The sequence below is a fragment of the Halomonas campaniensis genome, from assembly GCF_014193375.1.
GTDB classification, from domain to species: Bacteria; Pseudomonadota; Gammaproteobacteria; order Pseudomonadales; family Halomonadaceae; genus Halomonas; species Halomonas campaniensis.
In genome coordinates this window covers 81,683-108,386 of the sequence record NZ_JACHZF010000008.1, presented here as the reverse complement: position 1 = coordinate 108,386, position 26,704 = coordinate 81,683, and the positions used below count along the sequence as shown (strand labels likewise).

At 69.6% G+C, this 26,704-nt stretch carries 28 protein-coding genes; 22 read left to right on the top strand and 6 right to left on the bottom strand.

What is annotated here, in order from left to right:
• The first annotated feature begins 36 nt into the window (after positions 1–36).
• Positions 37–801, top strand: a complete 765-nt coding sequence (locus tag BDK63_RS06915; RefSeq protein ID WP_183330634.1) for a TatD family hydrolase — start codon at positions 37–39, stop codon at positions 799–801.
• Here BDK63_RS06915 and ygfZ read toward each other — a convergent pair whose 3' ends face one another.
• The gene (ygfZ, locus tag BDK63_RS06910; RefSeq protein ID WP_183330633.1) at positions 802–1,839 is read right to left on the bottom strand and encodes a CAF17-like 4Fe-4S cluster assembly/insertion protein YgfZ; all 1,038 of its coding nucleotides are present in this window, start codon (positions 1,837–1,839) and stop codon (positions 802–804) included.
• Between the two features lie 166 nt (positions 1,840–2,005).
• On the opposite strand from ygfZ, the gene BDK63_RS06905 reads away from it, so the two are divergent.
• From BDK63_RS06905 to BDK63_RS06875, 7 genes are all read left to right on the top strand, one after another.
• Positions 2,006–2,203 (top strand): hypothetical protein, encoded by a 198-nt coding sequence (locus BDK63_RS06905; protein WP_183330632.1) that lies wholly within the window; start codon positions 2,006–2,008, stop codon positions 2,201–2,203.
• On the top strand, positions 2,203–2,625 hold the full coding sequence (locus tag BDK63_RS06900; RefSeq protein ID WP_183330631.1) for an OsmC family protein: 423 nt from the start codon (positions 2,203–2,205) through the stop codon (positions 2,623–2,625). Before BDK63_RS06905 ends, BDK63_RS06900 begins: the two co-directional genes overlap by 1 nt.
• Positions 2,626–2,683: 58 nt before the next feature.
• A complete protein-coding gene (gene uvrB, locus BDK63_RS06895) occupies positions 2,684–4,705 on the top strand; it encodes an excinuclease ABC subunit UvrB (protein ID WP_183330630.1) in 2,022 nt (673 codons plus the stop codon).
• A 158-nt stretch (positions 4,706–4,863) separates the two neighbouring features.
• Positions 4,864–5,688, top strand: coding sequence for an endonuclease VIII (gene nei / locus BDK63_RS06890; protein WP_183330629.1), 825 nt, complete (start codon positions 4,864–4,866; stop codon positions 5,686–5,688).
• Positions 5,689–5,874: 186 nt separating this feature from the next.
• Entirely contained in the window at positions 5,875–7,380 is a 1,506-nt protein-coding gene (locus BDK63_RS06885; RefSeq protein WP_183330628.1) for a fumarate hydratase, read from the top strand.
• Positions 7,381–7,474: 94 nt separating this feature from the next.
• Complete coding sequence (cls, locus tag BDK63_RS06880) at positions 7,475–8,890, top strand: cardiolipin synthase (RefSeq protein ID WP_183330627.1); 1,416 nt, start codon at positions 7,475–7,477, stop codon at positions 8,888–8,890.
• Between the two features lie 65 nt (positions 8,891–8,955).
• On the top strand, positions 8,956–9,873 hold the full coding sequence (locus BDK63_RS06875; RefSeq protein WP_183330626.1) for a LysR substrate-binding domain-containing protein: 918 nt from the start codon (positions 8,956–8,958) through the stop codon (positions 9,871–9,873).
• A 13-nt stretch (positions 9,874–9,886) separates the two neighbouring features.
• Here the strand turns inward: BDK63_RS06875 and BDK63_RS06870 are convergent, their stop codons facing one another.
• Positions 9,887–10,972, bottom strand: coding sequence for a bifunctional nicotinamide-nucleotide adenylyltransferase/Nudix hydroxylase (locus BDK63_RS06870; RefSeq protein ID WP_183330625.1), 1,086 nt, complete (start codon positions 10,970–10,972; stop codon positions 9,887–9,889).
• Between the two features lie 135 nt (positions 10,973–11,107).
• On the opposite strand from BDK63_RS06870, the gene BDK63_RS06865 reads away from it, so the two are divergent.
• A complete protein-coding gene (locus BDK63_RS06865; protein WP_183330624.1) occupies positions 11,108–12,058 on the top strand; it encodes a YihY/virulence factor BrkB family protein in 951 nt (316 codons plus the stop codon).
• 70 nt (positions 12,059–12,128) lie between these two features.
• Here the strand turns inward: BDK63_RS06865 and BDK63_RS06860 are convergent, their stop codons facing one another.
• On the bottom strand, positions 12,129–13,172 hold the full coding sequence (locus BDK63_RS06860; protein ID WP_183330623.1) for a Glu/Leu/Phe/Val family dehydrogenase: 1,044 nt from the start codon (positions 13,170–13,172) through the stop codon (positions 12,129–12,131).
• A 240-nt stretch (positions 13,173–13,412) separates the two neighbouring features.
• Here BDK63_RS06860 and BDK63_RS06855 point away from each other — a divergent pair, with 240 nt between their 5' ends.
• A complete protein-coding gene (locus BDK63_RS06855; RefSeq protein ID WP_183330622.1) occupies positions 13,413–13,685 on the top strand; it encodes an acylphosphatase in 273 nt (90 codons plus the stop codon).
• 25 nt (positions 13,686–13,710) lie between these two features.
• On the opposite strand, the gene BDK63_RS06850 is transcribed toward BDK63_RS06855, so the two are convergent.
• The 3 genes from BDK63_RS06850 to BDK63_RS06840 are packed head-to-tail and all read right to left on the bottom strand — an operon-like array spanning position 13,711 to position 16,540.
• Entirely contained in the window at positions 13,711–14,655 is a 945-nt protein-coding gene (locus tag BDK63_RS06850) for a nucleoside hydrolase (protein ID WP_183330621.1), read from the bottom strand.
• Between the two features lie 35 nt (positions 14,656–14,690).
• The gene (locus BDK63_RS06845; RefSeq protein WP_183330620.1) at positions 14,691–15,593 is read right to left on the bottom strand and encodes a ribokinase; all 903 of its coding nucleotides are present in this window, start codon (positions 15,591–15,593) and stop codon (positions 14,691–14,693) included.
• 14 nt (positions 15,594–15,607) lie between these two features.
• The gene (locus BDK63_RS06840) at positions 15,608–16,540 is read right to left on the bottom strand and encodes a D-2-hydroxyacid dehydrogenase (RefSeq protein ID WP_183330619.1); all 933 of its coding nucleotides are present in this window, start codon (positions 16,538–16,540) and stop codon (positions 15,608–15,610) included.
• 179 nt (positions 16,541–16,719) lie between these two features.
• Here BDK63_RS06840 and BDK63_RS06835 point away from each other — a divergent pair, with 179 nt between their 5' ends.
• The 12 genes from BDK63_RS06835 (at position 16,720) to pal (ending at position 26,673) form a co-directional block, all read left to right on the top strand.
• Complete coding sequence (locus BDK63_RS06835; protein WP_183330618.1) at positions 16,720–16,986, top strand: FmdB family zinc ribbon protein; 267 nt, start codon at positions 16,720–16,722, stop codon at positions 16,984–16,986.
• Between the two features lie 49 nt (positions 16,987–17,035).
• Positions 17,036–18,814 (top strand): aspartate--tRNA ligase, encoded by a 1,779-nt coding sequence (aspS, locus tag BDK63_RS06830; RefSeq protein WP_183330617.1) that lies wholly within the window; start codon positions 17,036–17,038, stop codon positions 18,812–18,814.
• A gap of 79 nt (positions 18,815–18,893) precedes the next feature.
• The gene (locus BDK63_RS06825; RefSeq protein ID WP_183330616.1) at positions 18,894–19,643 is read left to right on the top strand and encodes a YebC/PmpR family DNA-binding transcriptional regulator; all 750 of its coding nucleotides are present in this window, start codon (positions 18,894–18,896) and stop codon (positions 19,641–19,643) included.
• A 9-nt stretch (positions 19,644–19,652) separates the two neighbouring features.
• Complete coding sequence (ruvC, locus tag BDK63_RS06820) at positions 19,653–20,192, top strand: crossover junction endodeoxyribonuclease RuvC (RefSeq protein ID WP_183330615.1); 540 nt, start codon at positions 19,653–19,655, stop codon at positions 20,190–20,192.
• Between the two features lie 143 nt (positions 20,193–20,335).
• Positions 20,336–20,944, top strand: coding sequence for a Holliday junction branch migration protein RuvA (gene ruvA / locus BDK63_RS06815; RefSeq protein WP_183330614.1), 609 nt, complete (start codon positions 20,336–20,338; stop codon positions 20,942–20,944).
• A 48-nt stretch (positions 20,945–20,992) separates the two neighbouring features.
• The gene (gene ruvB, locus BDK63_RS06810) at positions 20,993–22,030 is read left to right on the top strand and encodes a Holliday junction branch migration DNA helicase RuvB (RefSeq protein ID WP_183330613.1); all 1,038 of its coding nucleotides are present in this window, start codon (positions 20,993–20,995) and stop codon (positions 22,028–22,030) included.
• Positions 22,027–22,446 (top strand): tol-pal system-associated acyl-CoA thioesterase, encoded by a 420-nt coding sequence (gene ybgC, locus BDK63_RS06805; protein ID WP_302055049.1) that lies wholly within the window; start codon positions 22,027–22,029, stop codon positions 22,444–22,446. The genes ruvB and ybgC overlap by 4 nt, the downstream gene beginning before the upstream one ends.
• 11 nt (positions 22,447–22,457) lie before the next feature.
• Positions 22,458–23,147, top strand: a complete 690-nt coding sequence (gene tolQ, locus BDK63_RS06800) for a protein TolQ (protein ID WP_343065286.1) — start codon at positions 22,458–22,460, stop codon at positions 23,145–23,147.
• A 12-nt stretch (positions 23,148–23,159) separates the two neighbouring features.
• Positions 23,160–23,603, top strand: a complete 444-nt coding sequence (tolR, locus tag BDK63_RS06795) for a protein TolR (protein ID WP_183330612.1) — start codon at positions 23,160–23,162, stop codon at positions 23,601–23,603.
• A gap of 9 nt (positions 23,604–23,612) precedes the next feature.
• Complete coding sequence (gene tolA / locus BDK63_RS06790; protein ID WP_183330611.1) at positions 23,613–24,785, top strand: cell envelope integrity protein TolA; 1,173 nt, start codon at positions 23,613–23,615, stop codon at positions 24,783–24,785.
• The gene (gene tolB, locus BDK63_RS06785) at positions 24,785–26,071 is read left to right on the top strand and encodes a Tol-Pal system beta propeller repeat protein TolB (RefSeq protein ID WP_183330610.1); all 1,287 of its coding nucleotides are present in this window, start codon (positions 24,785–24,787) and stop codon (positions 26,069–26,071) included. Before tolA ends, tolB begins: the two co-directional genes overlap by 1 nt.
• Positions 26,072–26,124: 53 nt before the next feature.
• Positions 26,125–26,673 carry a peptidoglycan-associated lipoprotein Pal gene (pal, locus tag BDK63_RS06780; RefSeq protein ID WP_183330609.1) on the top strand — a complete coding sequence of 183 codons (549 nt, stop codon included), beginning with the start codon at positions 26,125–26,127 and terminating at the stop codon, positions 26,671–26,673.
• The last annotated feature ends 31 nt before the right edge of the window (positions 26,674–26,704 follow it).

Sequence of the window (26,704 nt, the reverse complement as noted above, 5' to 3'; positions counted from 1 at the left end):
TGAAGTCCCTCTCGTCGCGACCGAGGGCCTATAGTGATGCATCCGCTGATCGACGCCCACTGCCATCTGGACTTCCCCGATTTCGACGCCGACCGCGAGGCGGTGGTCGAGCGGGCCAGGGCGGTGGGCGTTTCCCATTTCGTGGTGCCGGGCACGACGCGCGAGCGCTGGCCCGACGTGCTGGCGCTGGGGAAGCGCGACGACGTCGGCGTCTGCCTGGGGCTGCATCCCTACTTCATGGATCAGCATGGCGAGCAGGACCTGGCGGCCCTGGAGACGGCGCTGGATGAGCATCCCGAGGTGGTGGCGGTCGGCGAGTGTGGCATCGATGCCCGCTTCGCCGACACCCTGGAGGCCCAGTGGCGGCTGTTCGATGCCCAGCTGCGCCTGGCCAGGGATCGCCGCCTGCCGGTGGTGATCCACTGCGTGCGGGCCAACGACCGGGTCGCCAGGCGGCTGCGTCAGCTGGCGCTGCCCGCCGGCGGGCTGATCCACGCCTTCGCGGGCTCACCCGAGCAGGCGACGGCCTTTCTCGAGCTCGGCTTCGTCGTCGGCCTGGGGGGGGCGGTCACCTTCGATCGGGCGCAGCGGCTGCGGCGGGCGGTGGCGGCGCTGCCCGACGAGGGCTATGTGCTGGAGACCGACAGCCCCGACATGCCGCTGGCCGGGCACCGCGGCGAGCGCAACGAGCCGGCGCGGGTGGCGGAGGTGTGCCGGGCGGTCGCCGAGCTGCGCGGGCAATCCCCGCAGGCGGTGGCGGCGGCCAGCTCCGCCACCGCCAGGCGGCTCTTCGGCCTCTGATCAGCGCCTGGCGGCCAGGCTCTCAGGGTCCAGCCGTTCGATGGGGTAGGGCAGCTTCAGCAGCTTGAGGGCCTGGCCTGCCACGCTCAGGGGGCCCAGGTCCTCCTTGGTGCTCAGCACCGCCAGGATCTCCGCCTGGTCATAGGCGTCGAGCTCCGCGGCCAGCACCTCGCCCACGGCCTTGCCGTCGGCGGTCTCCACCGGGCTTGCCAGGGCGGGCAGCTCGCTCCCCTCCAGCTGGGCCCGCACCAGGCGCTTCTTCACCTGGCCGCGGAAGTGCGCCCGCGCCACCACCTCCTGCCCCGTGTAGCAGCCCTTCTTGAAGCTGATGCCGCCCAGCGCCTCCCAGTTGATCATCTGCGGCAGCAGGGCGTCGCGATGTGCCGGGGTGAGCCAGGCGATCCCGGCCTGGATGTCGTGCAGGCACCACACGGCGTTGCCCACCGGGCTGGCCGATTCGGCGAGCCGCGCCCAGCAGGCGAGTGCCTGCTCGGCGGGCAGGCAGGCCAGCACCCGGGGGCGCGGCCCGGGGTGGGTGAGCAGCTGGGTGTCGTCCTGGCCGGCATGGTGCCAGACCGTGGGCGCCACGATGTCGAAACGCACCTCGGCGGTGGCGGTTGCCTCCTGGCCGATCAGGCCGATCAGCGCCAGGTCGTCGCGCGTCCTCAAGTCGACCTTGTAGAAGGCGGCAAACTTCTTCAGGTGATCGGCCAGGGGCGCCACCAGCTCCCGATGCATGATCAGGCGGTAGTGCTCGGGGGCGAGGCGCAGCAGCTGGGCGTTGGCCAGCATGCGTCCCTTGGGGGTGCAGAAGGCGGTAAGCGGCGCGAAGCGGCCATCGGCCAGGCCGACCTCCGCACTGGTCTGGCCCTGGAGGAAGGCCTCGGCGCCCGAGCCGGTGATGTCGAGTACGCCCAGGTGGACCAGCGGGGCGATCACGGTGCTGTCCAGGGCCAGGCGAGCCTGTGCCGGCGTGTCGAAGACGACCCGATCCTCGGCCTCCTGCCGGCCGCCCAGGGCGGTGGTCCATGCATTCATCTGCGGGCTCCTCAAGCGTCGTGTGCGATGAAGGTATCCTGACGTAATGCGGGCGTCCGTGCGACATTGCAACCGCTGTCGGCGCCCCGAGGCCATGCTAGACTCGGCGGCTGTCGCTTGTCCGTTCCAGCGGCCCCGGCAGGGGCCGGCCACCGGGGAGACCGCCATGGCGCACCAGTCGCTGAGCTTCAAGGGCGTCGAGAACGCCGACCAGATCAACCGCATCACCACGGCGCTGATGATGCTCGACGGCGTCGACAGTGTCGAGGTGGGGCGGCATGGGGCCGACGTGGAGGGAAGGGTGAAGCGCGAGGTCCTGATCCGGGCCGTGGAATCCCTCAAACTTGGTATCGAGGTCACATGATGAAGAAGACCATAGAGGTCATCAGCGAACGCAACAGCATCTACCGCCAGCGGGTCGAACTCGACGGCTTCGAGGACCTCTTCGTGGACGTGCCCGAGGCCTATGGCGGCGAGGGCAGCGCGCCCGACCCCCACGACTACTTCGACCTCTCCCTGGGCGCCTGCAAGGCGATCACCTCGCAGATGTACGCCCGTCGCAAGAAATGGCCCCTGGAGGGGGTGAGCGTCAAGGTGAACCGTGACGACAGCGAGGAACGCCGGGGCACCTACCGACTCGAAGTGGTCATGACCTTCCACGGCATCGAGGACCCGGAGCAGCTGGCCAGGCTGGAGGAGATCAGCCACAAGTGCCCGATCCATCGCCTGATGACCGCCTCCACCGTGGAGGTGACCACCCGGACCACCAGCGCCGCCGAGGCCTGAACCCGGTCGGCCCGACTCGCGGACGCCCCGGTGGCGTCCGCCCCAGCCCGGAGACACCATGAGCAAGCCCTTTCGCCTCGCCTCGAAGTTCCAGCCCGCCGGTGACCAGCCCGTGGCCATCGACAGCCTGGTCAAGGGGCTGGAAGCGGGGCTGGCCCACCAGACGCTGCTCGGGGTGACGGGGTCGGGCAAGACCTTCACCATGGCCAACGTGGTCGAGCGCCTGCAGCGCCCGACCATCGTCATGGCGCCCAACAAGACCCTGGCGGCCCAGCTGTATGGCGAGTTCAAGGCGTTCTTTCCCGACAACGCCATCGAGTACTTCGTCTCCTACTACGACTACTACCAGCCCGAGGCCTACGTGCCGTCGTCGGACACCTTCATCGAGAAGGATGCCTCCATCAACGACCATATCGAGCAGATGCGCCTCTCGGCCACCAAGGCGCTGCTGGAGCGGCGCGATGCGCTGATCGTGGTCTCGGTGTCGGCGATCTACGGCCTCGGCGATCCCGACCAGTACCTGAAGATGCGCCTGCACTTCACCCGCGGCGAGCTGATCGACCAGCGCAAGTTACTGCGCCGCCTGGCGGAGCTGCAGTACACCCGCAACGACATGGACTTCAAGCGCGGCACCTACCGGGTGCGCGGCGACGTCATCGATATCTTCCCGGCCGACGCCGAGGACGAGGCGGTGCGGGTCGAGCTGTTCGACGACGAGATCGACAGCATCAGCCTGTTCGACCCGCTCACCGGCGAGGTGCGGGGCCGGGTGCCGCGCATGACCATCTACCCCAAGTCCCACTACGTCACGCCCCGGGAGACGATCCTGGGAGCCATCGATGCGATCAAGGCGGAGCTGGTGGAGCGCCTCGACTGGCTGCGCAAGCACGACCGGCTGGTGGAGGCCCAGCGGCTCGAGCAGCGCACCCTCTACGACATCGAGATGATGCTGGAGCTGGGCTACTGCAACGGCATCGAGAACTACTCCCGCTACCTCTCCGGGCGCCAGCCGGGGGAGCCGCCGCCCACCTTCTTCGACTACCTGCCGGCGGATGCGCTGCTGTTCATCGACGAGTCCCACGTCAGCGTTCCCCAGGTGGGCGGCATGTACAAGGGTGACCGCTCCCGCAAGGAGACCCTGGTGGAGTACGGCTTCCGGCTGCCCTCGGCGCTGGACAACCGGCCGATGAAGTTCGAGGAGTGGGAGGCGATCTGCCCCCAGACGATCTTCGTCTCGGCGACCCCGGGTCCCTACGAGGCCGAGCACGCCGGCCAGGTGGTGGAGCAGGTGGTGCGCCCCACCGGCCTGCTCGACCCCGAACTCGAGGTGCGGCCGGCTACCACCCAGGTGGACGACCTGCTCTCGGAGATCCGCCTGCGCGCCGAGGTGGGCGAACGGGTGCTGGTGACCACCCTGACCAAGCGCATGGCCGAGGACCTCACCGAGTACCTCGACGAGCACGACGTGCGGGTGCGCTACCTGCACTCGGACATCGACACCGTGGAGCGGGTGGAGATCATCCGCGACCTGCGCCTGGGCAAGTTCGACGTCCTGGTGGGCATCAACCTGCTGCGCGAGGGCCTCGATATCCCCGAGGTGTCGCTGGTGGCGATCCTCGACGCCGACAAGGAGGGCTTCCTGCGCAACGAGCGCTCGCTGATCCAGACCATCGGCCGCGCGGCGCGCAACGCCCACGGCAAGGCCATCCTCTACGGCGACCGGGTCACCGACTCCATGCGCCGGGCCATGGAGGAGACCGAGCGGCGCCGCGCCAAGCAGATCGCCCACAACGAGGCCCACGGCATCACGCCGACCACCGTGACCCGTTCGGTAGCCGATATCCTCGAGGCCGCCCAGGCCCCCGGGAAGAAGGGCAAGGGGCGGCGCGGCGAGCGCAAGGTGGCCGAGCGCGAGGCGCTCTACGACCCCGCCGAGCTGTCGCCGGCGGACCTGCTCAAGGAGGTCTCGCGGGTCGAGGATGCCATGTTCGAGGCGGCCCAGAACCTGGAGTTCGAGGAGGCAGCAAGGCTGCGCGACCGCCTGCATGAGCTCAGGGAGCGCCAGCTGGCGCTGGGGTAGTTGTGCCTGCTCAAGGCTGTTCCGGCGACAGGCCTGTGCGGGGGCGCTGTAAATACCTCCCTGTACGCTACTTTTTCCTTCCCTGGAAAAAGACCCCCTTCAGGCCTGTCCCCGGCGCCTTTCGCCTCAACGCCAACCCCATTACCTGAGGAATCAGCATGCCTGAAGGTCCCGAGATACGCCGCGCTGCCGACCGTGTCCATGAGCAGCTGGCCGGGCGGCGGCTCGATCACGCCTGGTTCGCCTTTCCCGAGCTGGCGCGGGAGGCCGATTCGCTGGTGGGGCGAAGCGTCACCGCCGTGGACAGCTGGGGCAAGGCGCTGCTGACCCGCTTCGACGATGGCCGGGTGCTCTATTCCCACAACCAGCTCTACGGCGTCTGGAAGCTCCACGACGCCGAGCGCGAGCCGGATACCGGTCGCTCGCTGCGGGTGCGGCTGGTGGCGGAGGGGAGGGCGGCGAGCCTCTACAGCGCCTCGGACGTCTCGCTGTGGCGCGGCGACAGGCTAGGCGAGCACCCCTTCCTGTCGCGGCTCGGCCCGGACCTGCTGACCCATGGTGTCACGGCAGGGCAGGCCATGGCGCGGCTGCTGGAACCCAGGTTCCGGCTCCGCGGACTGGGCGGGCTGCTGCTGGACCAGTCGCTGTTCGCCGGCATCGGCAACTACCTGCGCTCCGAGATCCTCTTCTTCGCCGGCCTCCACCACAAGGTGAGGCCCATGGACCTGGACGAGGCGGCCCTCGAGCGGCTGGCTCGCCGTCTCCTCGAGGTGACCCGCCAGGCCTACGACCAGGCCGGGGTGACCAACCGCCCCGAGTGGGCCGCCGCCGACCGGATGCGGGGCGCCTCGCGGCGGCGCTGGCGCTTCGCCGTGTTCGAGCGCGACGGCCTGCCGTGCCACGCCTGCGGCTCGGGCATCGAGCGGGTCATGGTCGCCTCCCGGCGCCTCTACGCCTGTCCCCGGTGCCAGCCGCCGGGCTGACGATTCTCCTTTTCCGACTTTATACCGTTATCATCCTTGCTGCATGACATCATCTGCGACCTTCGGCGGCACCAATGTCGACAGCCGACGGGGTGGGGTATAATGCTCGCCGTTCGAGCCCGCCACACCGGCCAGGGAGCCGGCACGCGAGCGGGCAAGCCGACAACGCCAAGGAGCCCCTTGCTGATGACCGTGATTCGCCAGGACGACCTGATCCAGAGCGTCGCCGATGCCCTGCAGTACATCTCCTACTACCACCCGAAGGACTTCATCGACGCCATGGCGGCGGCCTACGAGCGCGAGGAGAACCCCGCGGCCAAGGACGCCATCGCCCAGATCCTGATCAACTCACGCATGTGCGCCTTCGGCAAGCGGCCGATCTGCCAGGATACCGGCATCGTCACCGTCTTCGTGCACGTGGGCATGAACGTGCGCTGGGACGCCGAAATGAGCCTGGACGACATGATCAACGAGGGCGTGCGCCGCGCCTACCAGCTGCCCGACAACGTGCTGCGTGCCTCGGTACTGGCGGATCCGGACGGCGCCCGCAAGAACACCGGCGATAACACCCCGGCGGTCATCCACCACAAGATCGTGCCCGGCGATACCGTCGAGGTACACGTGGCGGCCAAGGGCGGCGGCAGCGAGGCCAAGTCCAAGTTCGCCATGCTCAACCCCTCCGACAATGTCGTCGACTGGGTGATGGAGCAGCTGCCCAAGATGGGCGCCGGCTGGTGCCCGCCGGGCATGCTGGGCATCGGCATCGGCGGCACCGCCGAGAAGGCCATGGAGATCGCCAAGGAGGCGCTGCTCGACCCCATCGACATCCAGGAGCTCCAGGCCCGTGGCCCCGCCAACCGCGCCGAGGAGCTGCGCCTGGAGCTGTTCGACAAGGTGAACCGGAGCGGCATCGGCGCCCAGGGCCTGGGCGGCCTGACCACGGTGCTCGACATCAAGGTCAGGGACTATCCGACCCACGCCGCCAACAAGCCGGTGGCGATCATCCCCAACTGTGCCGCCACCCGCCACGCCCACTTCACCCTGGACGGCTCCGGACCCGCCGCGCTGCCGGCGCCGAAGCTGGAGGACTGGCCGGAGATCACCCGCGAGGCGGGCGACAACGTCAAGCGCGTCAACCTCGACAGCGTGACGCCGGAAGAGGTGCAGACCTGGCAGCCCGGCGACACCCTGCTGCTCAACGGCAAGCTGCTCACCGGCCGCGATGCCGCCCACAAGCGCATGGTCGACATGCTCGCCAAGGGCGAGCCGCTGCCCGTGGACATGAAGGGTCGCTTCATCTACTACGTGGGCCCGGTGGATCCGGTGGGTGACGAGGTGGTCGGCCCGGCCGGTCCCACCACCGCCACCCGCATGGACAAGTTCACCCGTACCATGCTGGAGGAGACCGGCCTGCTGGGGATGGTCGGCAAGGCCGAGCGCGGCCCGGCCGCCATCGAGGCCATCCGCGACAACAAGGCGGTCTACCTGATGGCGGTGGGCGGCTCCGCCTACCTGGTCGCCCAGGCGATCAAGAAGTCCCGGGTGGTGGGCTTCGAGGACCTGGGCATGGAGGCCATCTACGAGTTCGAGGTGGAGGACATGCCGGTGACCGTGGCGGTCGACAGCCAGGGCACCTCGGTGCACCAGACCGGCCCCGCCAAGTGGAAGGAGATCATCGCCGAAAGGGCGTGATCCCGTCGCTTCCGGCGCTACCGCGGCCCCGCCATCTGGCGGGGCCGCTGCCGTTTGGGTATGCTGTAGAACACTGTTTTTTCAGGGAGAGCCCATGACATCCTGGCTGTTCGGTCTGGCGATCTTTATGGTGCATCTGCTGGGCATCCTGTCGGCGGTTCTGGCGCTGCTCTCCAGCCGGACCTCCCAGGGCGCCGTCGCCTGGATCCTCTCCCTGATCACGCTGCCCTATCTGGCGGTGCCCGCCTACTGGATCTTCGGCCAGCCGCGCTTCTACGGCTATGTCTCGGCTCGCGGCGAGCGCGACACCGTGCTGCGTCGGGTGCTGGCCCGCTATCGCGAGCCCCTGGAGCCCTTCGTGGCCGAGACCCGCGACCCCGATGTGCGGGCCGTGGAGCAGCTTGCCCAGATGCCGATGACCAGCGGCAATCGTGCCGAGCTGCTGGTCGACGGCGAGGCCACCTTCGAGAGCCTCTTCGACGGCATCGAACGCGCCGGGGAGTACATCCTCATCCAGTTCTTCATCGTGCGAAACGATGCGTTGGGCGTCGAGCTCAAGCAGCGCCTGCAGCGAGCCGCAGAGCGCGGTGTGCGGGTCTATTTCCTCTATGACGAAGTGGGCAGCCACAAGCTCAACGAAGGCTATCTGCGTGAACTGGCCAGCAGCGGGATGGAGGTGAGCGCCTTTCGCTCCTCGCGGGGCTTCCGGCATCGCTTCCAGCTCAACTTCCGCAACCATCGCAAGGTGCTGGTGGTGGATGGTCGCGAGGGGTGGGTCGGCGGCTTCAACGTGGGCGTGGAGTATCTCGGGCAGGGGCGTCACGGGGCCTGGCGGGATACCCATCTGAAACTCACCGGCCCCAGCGCCCTGGGCCTGCAGGAGGCCTTCTGGGAAGACTGGCACTGGGCCACCGGAGAGGTGATCAACCTCGCCTGGACACCCCAGGCGAGCTGTCACGAGTGCCATCAGGTGGTGATCGTGCCCTCGGGGCCGGCGGACCGTCAGGATACCGCCGGCCTGCTGGTGCAGCACGCCATCCACAGCGCCCGGGAGCGCTTCTGGGTCACCAGCCCCTACTTCGTGCCCGACCAGGGCGTGCAGGACGCGCTGCGCCTGGCCGCCATGCGCGGCGTCGACGTGCGGATCATGATACCCGAGCGGCCCGACCACCTGCTGGTCTTCCTGTCGGCCTTCTCCTTCCTGCCCGACATGCTGCGGGCCGGGGTCAAGGTGTACCGCTACCAGCCCGGCTTCCTGCACCAGAAGGTGATGCTGATCGACGATGCCGCGGCCAGCGTCGGCACGGTGAACCTGGACAATCGCTCCTTCCGGCTCAACTTCGAGATCACCGCCTTCCTGCCGGACCGGCGTTTCGCCGCCGAGGTGCGGCTGATGCTCGAGAAGGATTTCGCCAATTGCCGCCGCATCAGCCTCGACGAGCTGACCTCGCGGCCGCTGTGGCGCAAGCTGGTCTCGCGTGCCGCCTACCTGCTGTCGCCCATCCAGTGATAGATTAGTGTTCCTCGATGGCCGTCCCACGGCGGCCACCCACCCTTCAGCGTTCGGGAGTCATGGTGAACCTCGAGACCAAGTGGCTGGAAGACTTCGTCGCCCTGTCCAACACCCGCAGCTTTTCCGCCTCGGCCCGCCAGCGCCATGTCACCCAGCCGGCCTTCAGCCGCCGGATCCGTTCCCTGGAGCAGGCCATCGGGGTGACCCTGGTGGATCGCTCCACCACGCCGGTGGACCTGACGCCCGAGGGGCAGCTGTTCCTGGTCACGGCGCGCAACCTGGTGGAGCAGCTCAACGAGAGCCTGGGCCACCTGCGCGGCCTGGCCATGGCCAACGAGGCACTGGATATCGTCGCGGCCCACTCCCTGGCGCTCAGCTTCTACCCCCAGTGGATCTCGCGCCTGCAGCAGGGGCTCGGCGAGCTGCCGACCCGGCTGGTGGCGATGAACGTCGGGGAGGCGATCCACGTGCTCCGCGAGGGCAACTGCGACCTGATGCTGGCCTACTACGACCCCTACGCCAGCATGCAGCTCGATCCCGAGGTGTTTCCCTCCTTCTCCATCGGCCAGGTCAAGATGGTGCCGGTCAGCCTGCCCGACGAGGGTGGCGCGCCGCGCTTCCCGCTGGAGGGCAACGAGTCGATTCCCTACCTGGCCTATACCCAGGGCGCCTTCCTGGGGCGCAGCGTGCGCATGCTGCTCAAGAACGATCCGCTGCGGATGCGCCTGCGGACCGTCTACGAGACGGCCATGGCCGAGGGGCTCAAGGGGATGGTGCTGCAGGGCATGGGGATGGCGTGGATTCCCGACTTCTGCATCCGCGAGGAGCTCAACGCGGGCCGCCTGGTGCGCGCCGGCGGCGAGCAGTGGGATGTGCCGCTGGAGATCCGCCTCTACCGCTGCTCCCTGGTCCACAAGCCCGGGGTCGAGAAGCTCTGGCGGCAGATGCAGAAGTTGCCTCGCGACTTCCTCCAGGCCTGACGCTCAGCCCCCGTCAGGGGCCGCCGAAGTCGGCGGGCAGCCCCAGGAAGTTCTGGATGATGAAGAAGTGGTCCTCGAACAGGGCGTCCGGCTCCAGGTCGGCCAGGGCCACCCAGCGGGCATGGTCGCCCCCCCTCACCGGCTTGAGCTGGGGCAGCTGCTGCTCCGGTCGCAGGGCGAAGTAGAAGGCCTCGGCCAGGGTGCGGCCCCGCCAGCTGCGGTGGGGCTCGTCGAACAGCCGCTGGCCGCGCAGCGACCCCTTCAGCACCGGCTCCGGCACCTTGAGGCGCACCCGCTCGCGGAGCTCGCGCAGGCAGGCGTCCAGCAGCCGCTCATGGGGATTGATGAAGCCGCCCGGCAGGGCGAAGAGCCCCTTGCCCGGCGCGGCCGTGCGGCGCACCAGCAGCACGTGACCCGACTGCACCACCACCGCATTCACCGTGACGAAGATGGGCGGGTAGGGCGCCTGGGCCCAGGCGCTGCGGTACTGGTCGAGCAGGTGCTGCTCCTCGATCAGCTGGCGATAGTTCTCCCCGGCGCAGAAGGCCCGCACGTCGGCCACCACGCCGGGGGGCAGGTCGTGGGACGCGCCGGTGCTCAGGTAGTCGTCGGCGGAGGAGGCGGAGCGAAACAGACGCTCGCGGATCTGGCTCGCCGAGATCCCCTCCACCAGCGGAACGCTCACCGACTCCCACTGGGGAAACAGCGACAGGTAGTAGCTCGACTGGCCGCGGCTCGCGCCGATCAGGCCGATGCGCGGCAGGCGGGCGTGCTGAGGGCTGGCGATGTCGCGGACCTTGCGCTGCACGTCGCGCACCCAGACGTCGTTGTTGTAGAGGGCATCGAGCAGCGGCACGATCGCCAGCCGGGCATTGTCCTCGTCGTCGAAGGCGCCGCGCAGCATCTGCAGGCGCTCCTCGAAGCGCCACGGGTTGCGCAGCGAACGTGCCTGCCACGCCGAACCGACCATCACGATCACCTGGCGGGCGCGCTTGAGGGCCTCGTGGATCACCGCCAGGTGGCCGAGGTGGGGCGGCTGGAAGCGGCCGATGAACACCAGGCAGTCGAAGTCGCAGGCGTCGTCCGGGCAGTCGGTCATGGGCACTCCTGGCGGGCGGTGGGAAGGCGCCGCCCATTATGGTCAGCGCCGCAGGCCGGTGCAATGCGCCCGGGGAGCGGCACACTCGGTTACATTCGCGTATGCTGAAGGGCACACAGGGATGCGGGGACACTCATGCTCAATCTCAGAGAGATCACGCCGACCGGGCTCAGGGAAGCGCTGCGATTCTGGTGGAACGTGATCCACGGGGCCATCCGGCTCTGGCTGGAACGCAACGCCTTCAGCTATGCCGGATCGCTGGCCTTCTACACGCTCTTCTCCCTGGCGCCGACGGTGATCATCGCGGTGACGGTGATCGGCCTGGTGATGGGGGAGGATGCCGCCCAGGGCCAGATCGTCGCCCAGCTGCAGGACACCATGGGGCACGAGGCGGCGGCAGCCATCGAGCAGGCCGTGGCCAGCTCTCGCATCGAGGAGTCGGGGCTGCTGCCCAGCCTGCTGGGCGTCGGGGCCCTGCTGGTGGGTGCCACCACGGTGTTTGCCCAGATGCAGTTCTCCCTCAACACCATCTGGGGGGTCACCGCCCGGCCTACCAGCAACAGCCTGCTGATCTTCGTGAAGAATCGGCTGCTGTCACTGACCGTGGTGCTCTCCATCGGCTTCATCCTGCTGGTGTCGCTGGTGCTGGGGGTGATGCTCCGGGCCATGCTCCAGGCCGCCGACAACCTGCTGCCCTACGTGGGGCTGCTGACCACCGGCGCCGAGTTCCTGGTCTCGCTGGCGGTGATCGCCGCGCTCTTCGCGACCATCTTCAAGGTGCTGCCCGACGTGGTGCTGCGCTGGCAGGACGTGCTGGTGGGCGCCGTGGTCACCGCGCTGCTGTTTGCCGTGGGGCGCTCGGGCATCGCCATCTACCTCTCCCACACCGCCACCGCCTCCACCTACGGGGCCGCGGGCTCGGTGGTGATGATCCTGCTGTGGGTCTACTACAGCTCGCTCATCCTGCTCTTCGGCGCGGCCTTCACTCGCTGCCACCTGGAAGAGCGGGGGCGGCCGCTGGTGCCGCGCAATACCGCCGTGGTGGTCAGGCGGGAGCTGATGGATGCCGAGGGCGGCCACTCCTGAGGGCGCCGTCGCCACACCCCCAGGCCGGCATACGCCGGCCTGGGGGTGTCGCGGACGAAGGGCCGAAGGCTCAGCCCCGCCCGAACCGCTCCCGCGCCAGGGCGTCGGCGACCGCCGCCGGGCTTTGCTGCTCGCGACTCGCCCGGGCGAAGATCTCGTCCAGGGTCGCCTCGATGCCCTCGATATGGGCCATCACCGCAGCGCGATCGTAGTCGTCGCGGCGCTGCCAGGCGATCTCGATGACGCCGCCGGCATTGGCCACGTAGTCGGGCGTGTAGAGGATGCCACGCTCGCGCAGGCGCTCGGCGACCTGCGGGGTCGCCAGCTGGTTGTTGGCCGCTCCGCACACCACCCTGGCCCTGAGCCGCTCGACGACGTCGGCATCCAGCGCGGCCCCCAGGGCACAGGGCGCGAAGAGATCCACGTCGGCGTCGAAGATCGCCACGGGATCGACCGCCTCGGCGCCGAGCTCCTCGGCGAGGTGGGCCAGCGCCTCCCGGTTGACGTCGGTCAACACCAGTTTGGCCCCCGCGTCATGCAGGTGTCGCGCCAGGTGCTCGCCCACATGGCCGACGCCCTGGATGGCCACGCGCACTCCCTCCAGGTCGGAGCGGCCCAGGCCGTGGCGCACGGCGCTCTTCAGCGCGCAGAACACGCCCCAGGCGGTGAAGGGCGAGGGGTCGCCTGACTCGCCGCCCTCGCGGCGCAGCCCGCCCACGTGGTCGGTGACCTCGGCGATCACCTGCATGTCCGCCTCGCTGGAACCCGAGTCCTCGGCGGTGATGTAGGCGCCGCCCAGGGAGTCCACCAGGCGTCCCATGGCGCGCAGCAGCTCCGGCGTCTTGTCGCGGCGGGGGTCGGCGATGATCACCGCCTTGCCGCCGCCGAGGGGCAGGTCGGCCAGCGCCGACTTGTAGGACATGCCGCGGGAGAGCCTCAGCACGTCGGTGAGCGCCGCTTCCTCGCTGGCGTAGCGGTAGATCCGCAGGCCGCCCAGGGCGGGGCCGCGGGTGGTGTCATGGATGGCGATGATCGCGCGCAGGCCGCTGGCGGCGTCGCTGCCGAAGACGATCTGCTGGTGATGGTCGAATTCCGGGTGGTTGAAGACTGGCATGGCGAAGACTCCCTCGTGAGGATTGTCATTGTGGTTGGGGTGCCCGGGTAGGGCGATCCTCGGCCGCGGAGGGCTTTTGGCCGTGAAGCGTCCGGGGATAGTGACAAGACTAGGGCATCGCCCCCGGGACGGGAAGCCCCTAGGGCTGGCCTGAAGCCGGGCGCGGCTGGTAGAAAGGTGGCAAGTCAGCTCGAGCGGCCCGGCGATCGCCGGCCGCCAACGGAGACGGGAGAGAAGCCCATGGAGAAGTGCTGCGTGAAGGCCCTGGTGACGGGCAAGGTGCAGGGGGTCTGGTATCGGCGGGCGACCCAGGAGAAGGCGCTGCAGCATGGCGTCACCGGCCATGCCCGGAACCTGCCCGACGGGCGGGTGGAGGTACTGCTGTGTGGCGGCCCCGACGCGGTGAAGGCGGTCAGCGAGTGGCTCTGGAAGGGGCCCGAGAACGCCCGGGTCACCCATGTGGAGCTCGAGGTGATCGAGACCCACGACCCGGACGACTTCCGCACCGTCTAGGAGCCTGTCGAGCTTGACCGGTACGTCAGGCCAGGGTGTCGGCGATCCAGTCGCTGACGGCCTGGCCGTCGACCTCGAGGCAGACCTCCACCGGCGGGGTGCGCGACCAGCGCTCCTCGATGAAGGTGCGCCCCTGGGGCGCGAAGATCGTCTGCCCCTCGGCATCGCCGTCGGTCGCCACCGTCAGGTGGCCGCGTGCCGTGGTGAACAGCTCCGGACGCAGCAGCCAGGCCAGGGCGCAGCTGTCGTGGGGGCAGCAGCCGTCGATGCCCAGGAAGTCATGGTAGAAGTCGCGGTAGAAGGCGTAGCTCCCCGCCAGCACTCGCCCGAGCTCGCCCTGGCCGGCCTCGATGCGCGCCATGTGGGCCGGGGTCAGCACGCAGCGGTGGGTGACATCCAGCCCCACCAGCACCAGCGGCCAGCCGGCGGTGAGGACCCGGGCGGCGGCATCCGGGTCGTTGAACATGTTGGCCTCGGCCACCGGGGTCACGTTGCCCCCTTCGCGGATCGAGCCCCCCATGATGACGACCTGCCTGACCCGGCCGATGATGGACGGGTCGAGCTGCAGCGCCGCGGCCAGGTTGCCCAGCGGCCCCACGGCCACCAGGGTCACCTCCCCGGGCCGGGCGTTGACCGTGTCGACGATGAACCGGGCCGCGCTGCGCGGATCGGCCTTACCGCGGACGGCCGGCAGCTCGATGTCGCCCAGGCCGTTGGCGCCATGGATATGGGCGGGGGGCGGATGGCGCTCCTTGACCAGCGGCGCGGCGGCTCCCTGGGCGACCGGGACATCGTCGCGGCCGGCCAGCTGGGCGAGCAGCAGGGCGTTGTGGGTCGCGACCTCCACGTCCACGTTGCCGTAGGTGGTGGTCATCCCCAGCAGGTCGATCTCGGGGTGGCGCAGGGCGATGGCGATGGCCTGGGCGTCGTCCACGCCGGGGTCGGTATCGAAGATGATCGAGTGTGCCACGAAGTGTCCTCGCGAAGCGGTGAAGGAAGGGAGCGTCAGGCGAGGCCGTCGCGCAGGGCGCGCTCGACCTCGTCGCCGCCGGGAATGCTCTCGGCGGCACCGGGGCGCTGCACGCCCAGCGCCGCCGCGGTGGCGGCGCGCCGCAGGCACTCCGCCACCGGGTGGCCGGCCTGCAGGGCCGCCAGGTAGTAGCCGATGAAGGTGTCCCCCGCGGCGGTGGTGTCCACCGGCCTGACCGGCAGTGCCGGCTGGTGGCGCCGCTGGCCGCCGTGCTGGTACCAGGCGCCTTCGCCGCCCAGGGTCAGCACGGTCTCGCAGGTCGGCAGCGTGCGCGCCAGGCCATCCAGCAGCGCCTCTGCCTCGCTGGTGAGGGCCTGCCCGGCGAGCTGGGCCGCCTCGGGACGGTTGACAAACAGCAGCTGGCAGCGCGACAGCGGTAGCTCCAGTACCGCCTCGGTCATCGGCGCCGGGTTGAAGGCGATCCGCAGGCCGTGGTCCGCCGCCAGGGGGATCAGCTGGTCCAGGCCGTTGCACTCGTTCTGGAGCAGCAGCCAGTCGCCGGGGGCGGTGCCGGCAAGCAGCGCCGCCAGGCCGGGGGCGCGGAAACCGTGGTTGGCGCCGGGGAACAGGATGATGGCGTTCTCCCCCTGATCGTCCACCTGGATGACCGCGTGGCCGCTGGGTTCGTCCACCAGTTCCACCCCGGTGACGTCCACGCCGGCCCGGGCCAGGGTGTCCCGGGCCCAGGCATCCTGGCGGCTCAGTCGCCCCCAGTGGCAGAGGGTGCCACCGGCCCGGGCCATGGCCAGGGACTGGTTGGCCCCCTTGCCGCCGAGGCCGACCCGGTAGTCATGGCTGGCAAGGGTCTCGCCGGGGCCGACCAGGTGCGGGACGCGGTAGAAGTGGTCGAGGTTGATCGAGCCGAGGTTGTAGAGCATGGCCGGTCCCTCCCTCACTCGGCCAGCCAGGTACGCAGGTTCTCCGCAGTCAGCGTCACCACGTTCTGGCGTGCCTCCGGGGTGATCCAGGCGTTATGGGGGGTGACGATCAGGTTCAGCGGTTCGGCCAGGGCATCGATCAGCGGATGGCCGTCACGGGGCGGCTCCACCGGCAGCACATCGACCCCGAGCCCGCCGAGGCGGCCCTCGCGCAGGGCGGCCAGGGCGGCCTCCTCGTCGATGATCCCCCCGCGGGCACAGTTGACCAGCAGGGCGCCGGGCCTGAGGGTGGCCAGCAGCGCGGCATCGACCAGGTGGCGGGTGGCGTCGCTCAGCGGACAGTGCAGGCTGATCACGTCGGCCTCGGGGGCCAGCTCGGCGAAGGAGGGGCGGCGGTCATCCGCCTTGCCGGGGCGAGCCGCGAAGGTGACGCGCATCCCGAAGGCCTCGGCCAGCTGGGCGACCCGGCTGCCCAGCACTCCCTGGCCGACGATGACCAGGTGCTTGCCCTCCAGCTGCAGGGTGCCGTGGTCCATGCGGCAGAAGAAGGGGCTCTCGCCCCAGCGCCCGCCAGCCACGTCGCGCTGGTAGCGCGGCAGGCGGTTGGCCAGGGTCAGCATCAGCATCAGGGTGTGCTGGGCGACGCTGGCCGTGCCGTAGGCGGTGACGTTCCTGACCGCGATGCCCAGGCGCTCGGCGACGGCCATGTCGATGTTGTTGGTGCCGGTGGCCAGCACGCAGATCAGCTCCAGGTCCGGCAGGGCCTCCAGGGTGGCGCCGTCCAGCACCACCTTGTTGACGATGGCGACGCGGGCGCCGGCCAGCCGCTCGCGGGCCTCGGCGGTGCTGCTCTGGGGATGGACATCGAGGGTGTCGACCTGGGCACGGATCGGGGCGAGGTCGATATCGGGGCCGAGGCTGGCGGCATCGAGGATGACGGCTTTCATCGTGTTGGGTTCCTTGTGGTACCCGGGCGGTGCGCCTTGCCCGCAAGGGTGCCGGGCACGCTATAATGTCGGGCTTTGGCAGGCTTGGAATCGCTGCGGCCGGCCGCATATTCGTGGCTGCCGGCGTGTGCCGGCGGCATCCAGACCCGGGGTCTGTCATTTTCCGGAGTGATAAAACCATGCCCATCTACGAATACGAGTGCAAGGCCTGCGGCCACCGTCTCGAGAAGCTGCAGAAGCTCAGCGCCGCCCCGCTGACCGACTGCCCCGCCTGCGAGGCCCCCGAACTCTCCCGCCTGATCTCCGCGGCCGGCTTCCGGCTGGCCGGCGGCGGCTGGTACGAGACCGACTTCAAGGCCGGCGGCAGGAAGAACCTGGCCGGTGACGCCGCCGCTCCGGCCGGCGACGCCAAGACATCGACAAAGAAGGATGGCGCGGCGGCCTGAGGGCCGCCCATCGCCCGTTTATTCATCACGCAACAGAACAGGATACGACATGCGCAGCCATTATTGCGGCCAGCTGAACGAGACCCTGGTGGACCAGACGGTCACCCTGTGCGGCTGGGTACACCGCCGCCGTGACCACGGGAGCGTGATCTTCCTCGACATGCGCGACCGCGACGGCATCGCCCAGGTCGTGGTCGACCCCGACACCGCCGAGGCCTTCGCCAATGCCGACCGCGCCCGCAGCGAGTACGTGCTGCGCATCCAGGGCCGCGTGCGGCTGCGCCCGGAAGGCACCCAGAACCCCAACATGCCCACCGGCATGATCGAGGTGCTGGCCCGGGAGGTGGAGGTCCTCAACACCGCCGCCACGCCGCCCTTCCAGCTCGACGAGCACGGCAAGGTGGGCGAGGAGGTGCGCCTCAAGCACCGCTACATCGCCCTGCGCCGCCCGGAGATGATCGAGAAGCTGCGCCTGCGCTCGCGGATCTCCCACAGCGTGCGCGCCTTCCTGGAGGGCCAGGGCTTCCTCGACATCGAGACGCCGATCCTCACCCGCGCCACGCCGGAAGGGGCCCGGGACTACCTGGTGCCGAGCCGCACCCATGCGGGCAGCTTCTTCGCGCTGCCCCAGTCGCCGCAGCTGTTCAAGCAGCTGCTGATGGTGGCCGGCTTCGACCGCTACTACCAGATCGCCAAGTGCTTCCGCGACGAGGACCTGCGCGCCGACCGCCAGCCGGAGTTCACCCAGATCGACCTCGAGGCCTCCTTCGTCTCCGAGGACGACATCATGGGCATCACCGAAGCGATGATCCGCCAGCTGTTCCAGGAGGTGCTCGAGGTCGAACTGCCCGAGTTCCCGCGCATGACCTGGGCCGAGGCGATGACCCGCTACGGCTCCGACAAGCCGGACCTGCGCATCCCGCTGGAGCTCACCGACGTCGACGACCTGATGCAGCAGGTGGACTTCAAGGTCTTCTCCGGGCCGGCCAGCGCCGCCGACGGCCGTGTCGCCGCGCTGCGCGTGCCGGGCGGGGCGAAGCTGTCGCGCAAGGAGATCGACGAGTACACCAAGTTCGTCGGCATCTACGGCGCCAAGGGGCTGGCCTGGATCAAGGTCAACGACCGTGCCGCCGGCCTCGAGGGGCTGCAGTCGCCCATCGTCAAGTTCATGGAGAACGTGGTCGAGGCACTGCTCGACCGGGTGGGCGCCGAGGATGGTGACATCATCTTCTTCGGTGCCGACAAGGCGCGCATCGTCAACGAGGCGATCGGCGCGCTGCGGGTCAGGCTCGGCGAGGACCTCGACCTCTACACCCGCCCCTGGGCGCCGCTGTGGGTGGTCGACTTCCCGATGTTCGAGGCCGACGACAACGGCCGCCTGAGTCCGCTGCACCACCCCTTCACCTCGCCCTCCTGCAGCCCCGAGGCGCTCAAGGCCGACCCGGCCTCGGCGCTCTCCCGGGCCTACGACATGGTGCTCAACGGCACCGAGCTGGGCGGCGGCTCGATCCGTATCCATGACCAGGCGATGCAGACCACCGTGTTCGAGATCCTCGGCATCGGCGAGGAGGAGGCCCGCGAGAAGTTCGGCTTCCTGCTCGACGCCCTGCAGTACGGCGCACCGCCCCATGGTGGCCTGGCCTTCGGCCTCGACCGCCTGGTGATGCTGATGGCCGGCGCCCGCACCATTCGCGAGGTGATCGCCTTCCCGAAGACCCAGAGCGCCGGCTGCCTGATGACCGATGCGCCCGGCGAGGTGGGGCCGGAACAGCTGCGCGAGCTCAATATCCGCCTGCGCCAGAAGGCCAAGGCGGAAGGGCAGGAGTAAGCCGCTTCCCCGCAGCAGCAGACCGGCGCCCCAGGGCGCCGGTCCTGTCTCGACTTCCCGATTCGGCAAGGAGGACGCGATGGCAGGCCACAGCAAGTGGGCCAATATCAAGCACCGCAAGGCGGCCCAGGACGCCCGGCGCGGCAAGATCTTCACCAAGCTCATTCGCGAGCTGACCGTGGCCGCCCGCCAGGGCGGGCCGGAGCCGGCCGACAACCCGCGGCTGCGCACCGCCGTGGACAAGGCGCTGGGCAGCAACATGACCAAGGACACCATCCAGCGGGCCATCGACCGCGGGGCCGGCAACGCCGACGGCGACGCCATGGAGGAGTGCGTCTACGAGGGCTACGGACCCGAAGGGGTGGCGATCCTGGTCGAGTGCCTGACCGACAACCGCAACCGCACCGTCTCGGAGGTGCGACACGCCTTCAACAAGTGCGGGGGCAACCTGGGCACCAGCGGCTCGGTGGCCTTCCTGTTCCACCAGCAGGGGCGCCTGGCGTTGCCCGAGGGCGTCAGCGAGGAGGCGGTGATCGAGGCGACCCTGGAGGCCGAGCCCGAGGACATCGTCACCCTCGATGACGGTACCCTGGAGGTGGTCACCGCCCCGGACGCCTACCATGACGTCAAGGAGGCGCTGATCGCGGCGGGGATCGGGCCCGAGCGCAGCGAGGTGGGCCGGTTTCCCGAGACCACCACCCCCATCGTGGACGAGGAGCTGGCCCGCAAGGTGATCCGCCTGATCGACATGCTCGAGGACCTGGACGACGTCCAGAACGTGACCACCAACGCGGAGTTCGACGACGATGTGCTCGACGCCCTGGAGTGAGCCGGCCGGATGCTGATCCTCGGCATCGATCCCGGCTCGCGGATCACCGGCTACGGGGTGCTGGACGTGTCCACCGCCACGCCGCGCTACGTGGCCAGCGGCTGCATCCGCATCCAGGCCGACGACCTGGCCCAGAAGCTGGCCCAGGTCTACGCCGGCGTCAGCGAACTGATCGCAGTGCACCGCCCCGCGGAGTTCGCCATCGAGCAGGTGTTCATGTCGAAGAACGCCGACTCCGCCCTCAAGCTCGGCCAGGCCCGGGGCACCGCCATCGTCTGTGCCGCCAACCACGGCCTGCCGGTGAGCGAGTACGGTCCCCGTCAGATCAAGCAGGCGGTGACCGGCAGCGGCCGTGCCGACAAGGCCCAGGTCCAGCACATGGTCACCGCCATCCTGGGGCTCTCGGCGACGCCCCAGGCCGATGCCGCCGATGCCCTGGCCATCGCCCTGACCCATGCCCACGCCCGGCGCGGCCTGGTCACCGCCGGCAGCTTCGGCGGCCATCGCAGCCGCCGCAAGGGCGGGAACTGGCGCGACTTTCGTCCCTGACGCTGTCGCCCGACGGCGACGCCGAAGGATTGTCGAACGCTGTTTGATCCCGGGCTGGCCAGCCGCGCGGGCGACCAGTATAGTGGCGGCAGCAGCGGCCGCCGAGGCCGCGATGGAACTGATGCCAAGGACATGACTGCGCCATGATCGGACGCCTGCGTGGCACCCTGCTCGAGAAGCAGCCGCCCTGGCTGGTGGTGGATGTCGCCGGGGTGGGCTACGAGCTCGAAGCCTCGATGAACACCCTGGTGGCCTTGCCCGGCACCGGCGAGCCCGTCGCCCTCTATACCCACCTCACCGTGCGCGAGGACGCCCATCTGCTCTACGGCTTCCTGCGCGAACAGGAGCGGGCGCTGTTCCGTGCCCTGATCAAGGTCAACGGGGTCGGCCCCAAGCTGGCCCTCGCCATCCTCTCCGGCATGGACGAGGCCGCCTTCATGCGCTGCGTGATGGACGACGATGCCAAGGCGCTGACCCGCCTGCCCGGGGTCGGCAAGAAGACCGCCGAGCGGCTGATCATCGAGATGCGCGACCGCTTCCCCCACTGGGAGCCCTCCGGCGATGCCCTGGCGGGCCTGGCCGGCGCCGCCCCCGAGCCTGCCCAGCAGGACCCGCTGGCGGATGCCGAGGCGGCGCTGGTCAGCCTGGGGTACAAGCCCGCCGAGGCTGCCAGGATGCTCGTCGGCCTGGAGGGCGAGGGCAGCACCGAGGCGATGATCAAGGCCGCCCTGAGCCGGCGGATGGCCGGGTGACGGTCATGCGGATCCGAGCCGAGCACCGGTCCTGCAGGAGGCACATCCATGCTGGAAAATGATCGCCTGATCGCCGCCGACCTGCGCGACGGGGAAGAGCCCATCGATCGCGCGATCCGCCCGAAGCGACTCACCGACTACATCGGCCAGCCCCGGGTGCGCGAGCAGCTGGAGATCTTCATCGGCGCCGCCCGCGGGCGCGACGAGAGCCTCGACCATACCCTGGTGTTCGGGCCGCCGGGGCTCGGCAAGACGACGCTCGCCCATATCATCGCCGCGGAGATGGGGGTGGGGCTCAAGTCCACCTCCGGCCCGGTGCTGGAGCGGGCCGGTGACCTGGCTGCCATGCTCACCAACCTGCAGCCCGGCGACGTGCTGTTCATCGACGAGATCCATCGCCTCTCGCCGGTGGTGGAGGAGATCCTCTATCCCGCCATGGAGGACTTCCAGCTCGATATCGTCATCGGCGAGGGGCCGGCGGCGCGCTCCATCAAGCTCGACCTGCCACCCTTCACCCTGGTCGGTGCCACGACCCGGGCGGGCCTGCTGACCTCGCCGCTGCGTGACCGCTTCGGCATCGTCCAGCGCCTGGAGTTCTACGCCATCGACGAGCTCACCGAGATCGTCTCCCGCTCCGCCCGGCTGATGGGCGTCGAGGCCGAGCGCGAGGGCGCGCTGGAGGTGGCGCGCCGCTCCCGGGGCACGCCGCGCATCGCCAACCGCCTGCTGCGTCGCGTCCGGGACTTCGCCGAGGTTCGCGGCTCGGGGCGGATCGATGCCGATATCGCCGACCGGGCCCTGGACATGCTGCACGTGGACCACCACGGCCTGGACCATATGGACCGCCGCCTGCTGCTGGCGATGATCGAGAAGTTCGACGGCGGCCCGGTGGGGGTCGATTCGCTCGCCGCGGCGATCGGCGAGGAGCGCGATACCATCGAGGACGTCATCGAGCCCTACCTGATCCAGCAGGGGCTGATGATGCGCACGGCCCGGGGACGGGTGGTGACCCGCCAGGCGTGGCGGCACTTCGACCTGACCCCGACCGACGATGTCGCCGACGCGGCGGGGGAGACTCGCCCGTGAGCGCCTTCCAGCTGCCCGTGCGTGTCTACATCGAGGACACCGATGCCGGTGGCATCGTCTACTACGTGAACTATCTCAAGTACATGGAGCGGGCACGCAGCGAATGGCTGCGCGCGCAGGGGATCACCCAGCGCGAGCTGTTCGAGGCCGGCATCCAGCTGGTGGTCCACCGCCTGGAGTGCCGCTATGCCAAGCCCGCCCGACTGGATGACGGCCTCGAGGTCAGCGCCGCCATCCTGTCCCACGGTCGCGCCCGGCTGCAGTTCGGCCAGGCGGTGACCCGTCGCGGGGAACCCCTCTGCGAGGCGAGGGTCGACATCGCCTGTGTCGATGCCGCGCGTCTCAGACCCGTTGCCTGGCCGCCGGCGCTCGCCGAGGTCCTGGCCCGACACCCCTCAGCCCAACCGCAAGCCTGACGAGGATGCCCGTGAACGACTCCATGTCCATTCCCCACCTGATCATGAGCGCCAGCACCGTGGTGCAGCTGGTGATGCTGCTGCTCACGGTGGGCTCGATCCTCTCCTGGATCGTGATCTTCCAGCGGACCTTCGTGATGCGGCGTGCCCGCAAGGCCCACCAGGTCTTCGAGGAGCGCTTCTGGTCCGGGGTCGATCTCAACGAACTCTACCGCGAGACCCCCGCCGAGCAGGAGACCCAGGGCGCCGAGCACGTCTTCCGCGCCGGCTTCCGCGAATTCAACCGCCTGCTGCCCAAGACCAAGAGCCCCCAGGCGATCCTCGACGGCGTGCAGCGCAGCATGCGGGTAGCCTGGTCCCGGGAGGAGGAGCGCCTCAACCTGCACCTGGTGTTCCTGGCCACCGTGGCCTCGGCCAGTCCCTACATCGGCCTGTTCGGCACCGTGTGGGGCATCATGGGCTCCTTCCAGTCCCTCTCCATGGCCCAGCAGGCGACCCTGGCCACCGTGGCGCCGTGGATCGCCGAGGCGCTGATCGCCACCGCCATGGGCCTGTTTGCCGCCATCCCCGCGGTAATCTTCTACAACCGGCTCTCGTCCGAGTCCGGCCGCCTGCTGGGCAAGTACGAGGACTTCGCCGAGGAGTTCCACTCCATCCTGCACCGCAACCTGCAGGGCCGGACCGAACCCGGCGCCGCCTGAGGGAGTCTTGCCATGCATGGACCATTCAATCGCGGCAGCGGGCGCAAGCCCATGGGCGAGATCAACGTCGTGCCCTTCATCGACGTCATGCTGGTGCTGCTGGTGATCTTCATGATCACCGCCCCCATGCTGACCCAGGGCGTGCAGGTCGACCTGCCCCAGGTCACCTCCGAGCCCATCGACGACATGGAGGACAGCGAGCCGATCATCGTCTCGGTGGATCGCGAGGGGCAGTACTTCCTGTCGGTCGGCGGCGACGAGACGTCGGTCAGCCTCGATGACATCGCCGACCGGGTGATCATCCTGCTCGAGCGGCGCCCCGGCACGCCGGTGATGGTGCGCGGCGACCGCAATGTCCCCTATGGCCAGGTGGTCACCCTGATGAGCACCCTGCAGATCGCCGGCGTGAGCAACGTCGGCCTGATCTCGGAACCGCCGCCCAGCGGGGAAGGCTGAGGAGTCGAGATGGCCAGACACGACCAGCGCGTGGGCTATGGCGTGCCGACGATCCTTGCCGTCGCCCTGCACCTCGGAGTGGTGGTGTTCAGCGTGATCAGCCTGCCGGCCAAGGACCCCGAACCGACCTCGTCCTCCATCGTCCAGGCGACCCTGGTCAGCACCGAGACGGTGACCGACCAGGCCCAGCGGGCCGAGGAGGCGCGGGCGCGTGCCCAGGCCCGGGAGGCCGAGGAGCAGCGCCAGGCGGAGGAGGCCGCCCGGCAGGCCGAGCAGGAGGCCGAGGCCAGTGAAGCGCAGCGCCAGGCCGAACAGCAGGCCCAGCGCGAGGCCGAGGCCCGTGCCCGCGAGGAGGCGCGCCAGGCCGCCGAGGCCGAGGCGGCACGGCGTGCCGAGGAGGCCGAACAGCAGGCCCGGCTGCGCGAGCAGCAGGCCGAGGAGCGTCGCGCCCAGCAGCAGGAGGCCGAACGTCAGCAGCAGCTCGAGGCCCAGCGCCGCGAGGAGGAGGCCGAACGCCAGCGCCAGGCCGAGGCGGAGGCCGAGCGCCAGCGACAAGCCGAGGCGGAGGCCGAACGCCAGCGACAGGCCGAGGCGGAGGCCGAACGCCAGCGCCAGGCCCAGGAGGAGGCCGAACGCCAGCGCCAGGCCGAGGCGGAGGCCGAACGCCAGCGCCAGGCCGAGGCGGAGGCCGAACGCCAGCGCCAGGCCGAGGCGGAGGCCGAGCGTCAGCGCCAGGCCGAGGCGGAGGCCGAACGCCAGCGCCAGGCCGAGGCGCAGCGTCGTGCCGAGGAGGAGGCCGCACGCCGGGCCGCCGAGGAGGCCGAGGCAGCCCTGCAGCGGATCATAGAGGGCGAGCGCGAGGCCGCCGCCAATGCCCGCCAGGGACAGGAGGCCGCCAACAGCTTCATCAACCTGGTGCGCCGGGCGGTGGAGCAGGCCTGGGTGATCCCGCCCAACGTGCCATCCGGCGCCACCGCCGAGGTCGCGGTGCGTCTCGGCCCCTCCGGCGAGCTCTTCGCCGCCTCGATCTCCCAGAGCAGCGGCGACGGCGCCTTCGACCGCTCGGCGATCCAGGCGGTGGAGGCGGCCGCGCCCTTCGCCGAACTGCGACAGTTGCCAGCCGCCGTGCAACGGGACTACCGTCAATTCAATCTGCGCTTCAGACCGGGAGATGTACGCTGATGAAAGCCCTGATGACATCCTGGCTGGCCGCCATGCTGCTGATCTTCAGCACCCTGGCCCAGGCCAACCTGACCATCGAGATCACCCGCGGCAGCGATCGGGCCACGCCGGTCGCCGTGGTGCCCTTCGCCGGTGGCGACGCCCTCCCCGAGGATGTCGCCCAGGTGATCCATGACAACCTCGAGCGCAGCGGCTACTTCGATCCGCTGCCGCACCGCCAGATGCTCGACCGCCCCAGCGAGAGCGGCGAGGTGCGCTACGGTGACTGGCGGGCCCTGGACGTGCGCTACCTGGTGGTGGGGCGTGCCAGCCGTGACGGCAACGGCTATCGCCTGCAGTATGAGCTGATGGACGTCAGCGGCGAGCGCCGCATGCTGGGCGAGGTGGTGACCTCCAGCGAGGGGGAACTGCGCGGCGCGGCCCACTACATCAGCGACCAGATCTTCGAGGCGGTGACCGGAATTCGCGGCGCCTTCTCCACGCGCATCGCCTACGTCACCGCCCAGGGGGTCGGCAACGACATGCAGTTCGCCCTCTACGTGGCGGATGCCGACGGCCGCAACAGCCAGCAGGTGCTCAGCTCACGCGAGCCGATCCTCTCGCCGGCCTGGTCGCCCGACGGCGGCAAGCTGGCCTATGTCTCCTTCGAGACCGAGCGCCCGGCCATCTACATCCAGGACCTCGCCACCGGCCAGCGCGCCCGCGCCACCTCCTTCGAGGGGATCAACGGGGCGCCGGCCTGGTCGCCGGACGGTCGCCGACTGGCCATGTCCCTCTCCAAGGACGGCCAGCCCGAGATCTACGTGATGGACATCGGTTCGCGCGACTTCCAGCGCATCACCAACAACTCCAGCATCGACACCGAGCCGGCCTGGTCGCCGGACGGCCGCAGCCTGCTGTTCACCTCCGATCGCAGCGGCGGCCCCCAGCTCTATCGCCATGACTTCGGCAGCGGCCAGCAGGAGCGGCTCACCTTCACGGGCAACTACAACGCCCGGGGACGCTTCGCGCCGGACGGCGAGGCGATCTTCCTGATCCACCGCAGCAGCAACGGTTACCAGGTGGCCAGGCAGGACCTCGACAGCGGTCGCCTGGTGGTCCTGAGCGAGTCGCGCTGGGATGAATCTCCCAGTGTTTCGCCCAACGGGACCATGGTAATCTTCGCCACCCAGCAGGGAAACAGCGGGGTGCTGGGGGCAGTCACCGCCGATGGACGCGCGTCCTTCCGGCTGCCCTCGGCACAGGGTGACGTCCGCGAACCCGCGTGGTCGCCCTTCCTCAACTGACCACAGTGATCACAGTGATGTTGGTACTCTTCGATTCGGCAAGGAGTCACACGATGCAACTCAAGCGCGGTCTCAAGCCCTATGCCAGGACCCTGGCGGTCGCCCTGTCCCTGGCCTTCGTGGCCGGTTGTTCCAGCAGTGGTGGAACCCAGGACGGGTCCATGGATGGCACACGGGGTGGTGCCGCGGGTAGCGGCGTGGCCGGCAGCGGCCAGGTCGGCGGCACGGGCCTCGGTGCCGGCGGCACTGCGGGCCAGCAGGCCGATGGGCGGATCCCCGAGCAGCGCACGATCTACTTCGAGTTCGACAGCGATCGCATCCGCAGCGAGTTCGAGCCGGTGCTGTCCGCCCATGCCCGCTACCTGCGCTCCAACGGCAGCGCCCGCGTGGTGCTGCAGGGTCACACCGACGAGCGCGGTACCCGCGAGTACAACATGGCCCTCGGCGAGCGTCGCGCCCGTTCCGTGGAGCGCTTCCTCTCCGTGCAGGGCGTCTCGCCCTCCCAGGTCGAGGTGGTGAGCTACGGCGAGGAGCGTCCGGCGGCGCGTGGCCAGAACGAGGAGGCCTACGCCCAGAACCGTCGGGTCGTCTTCGCCTACTGAGACCCGGTCGCACGCCCCCCGCGTCGATGGA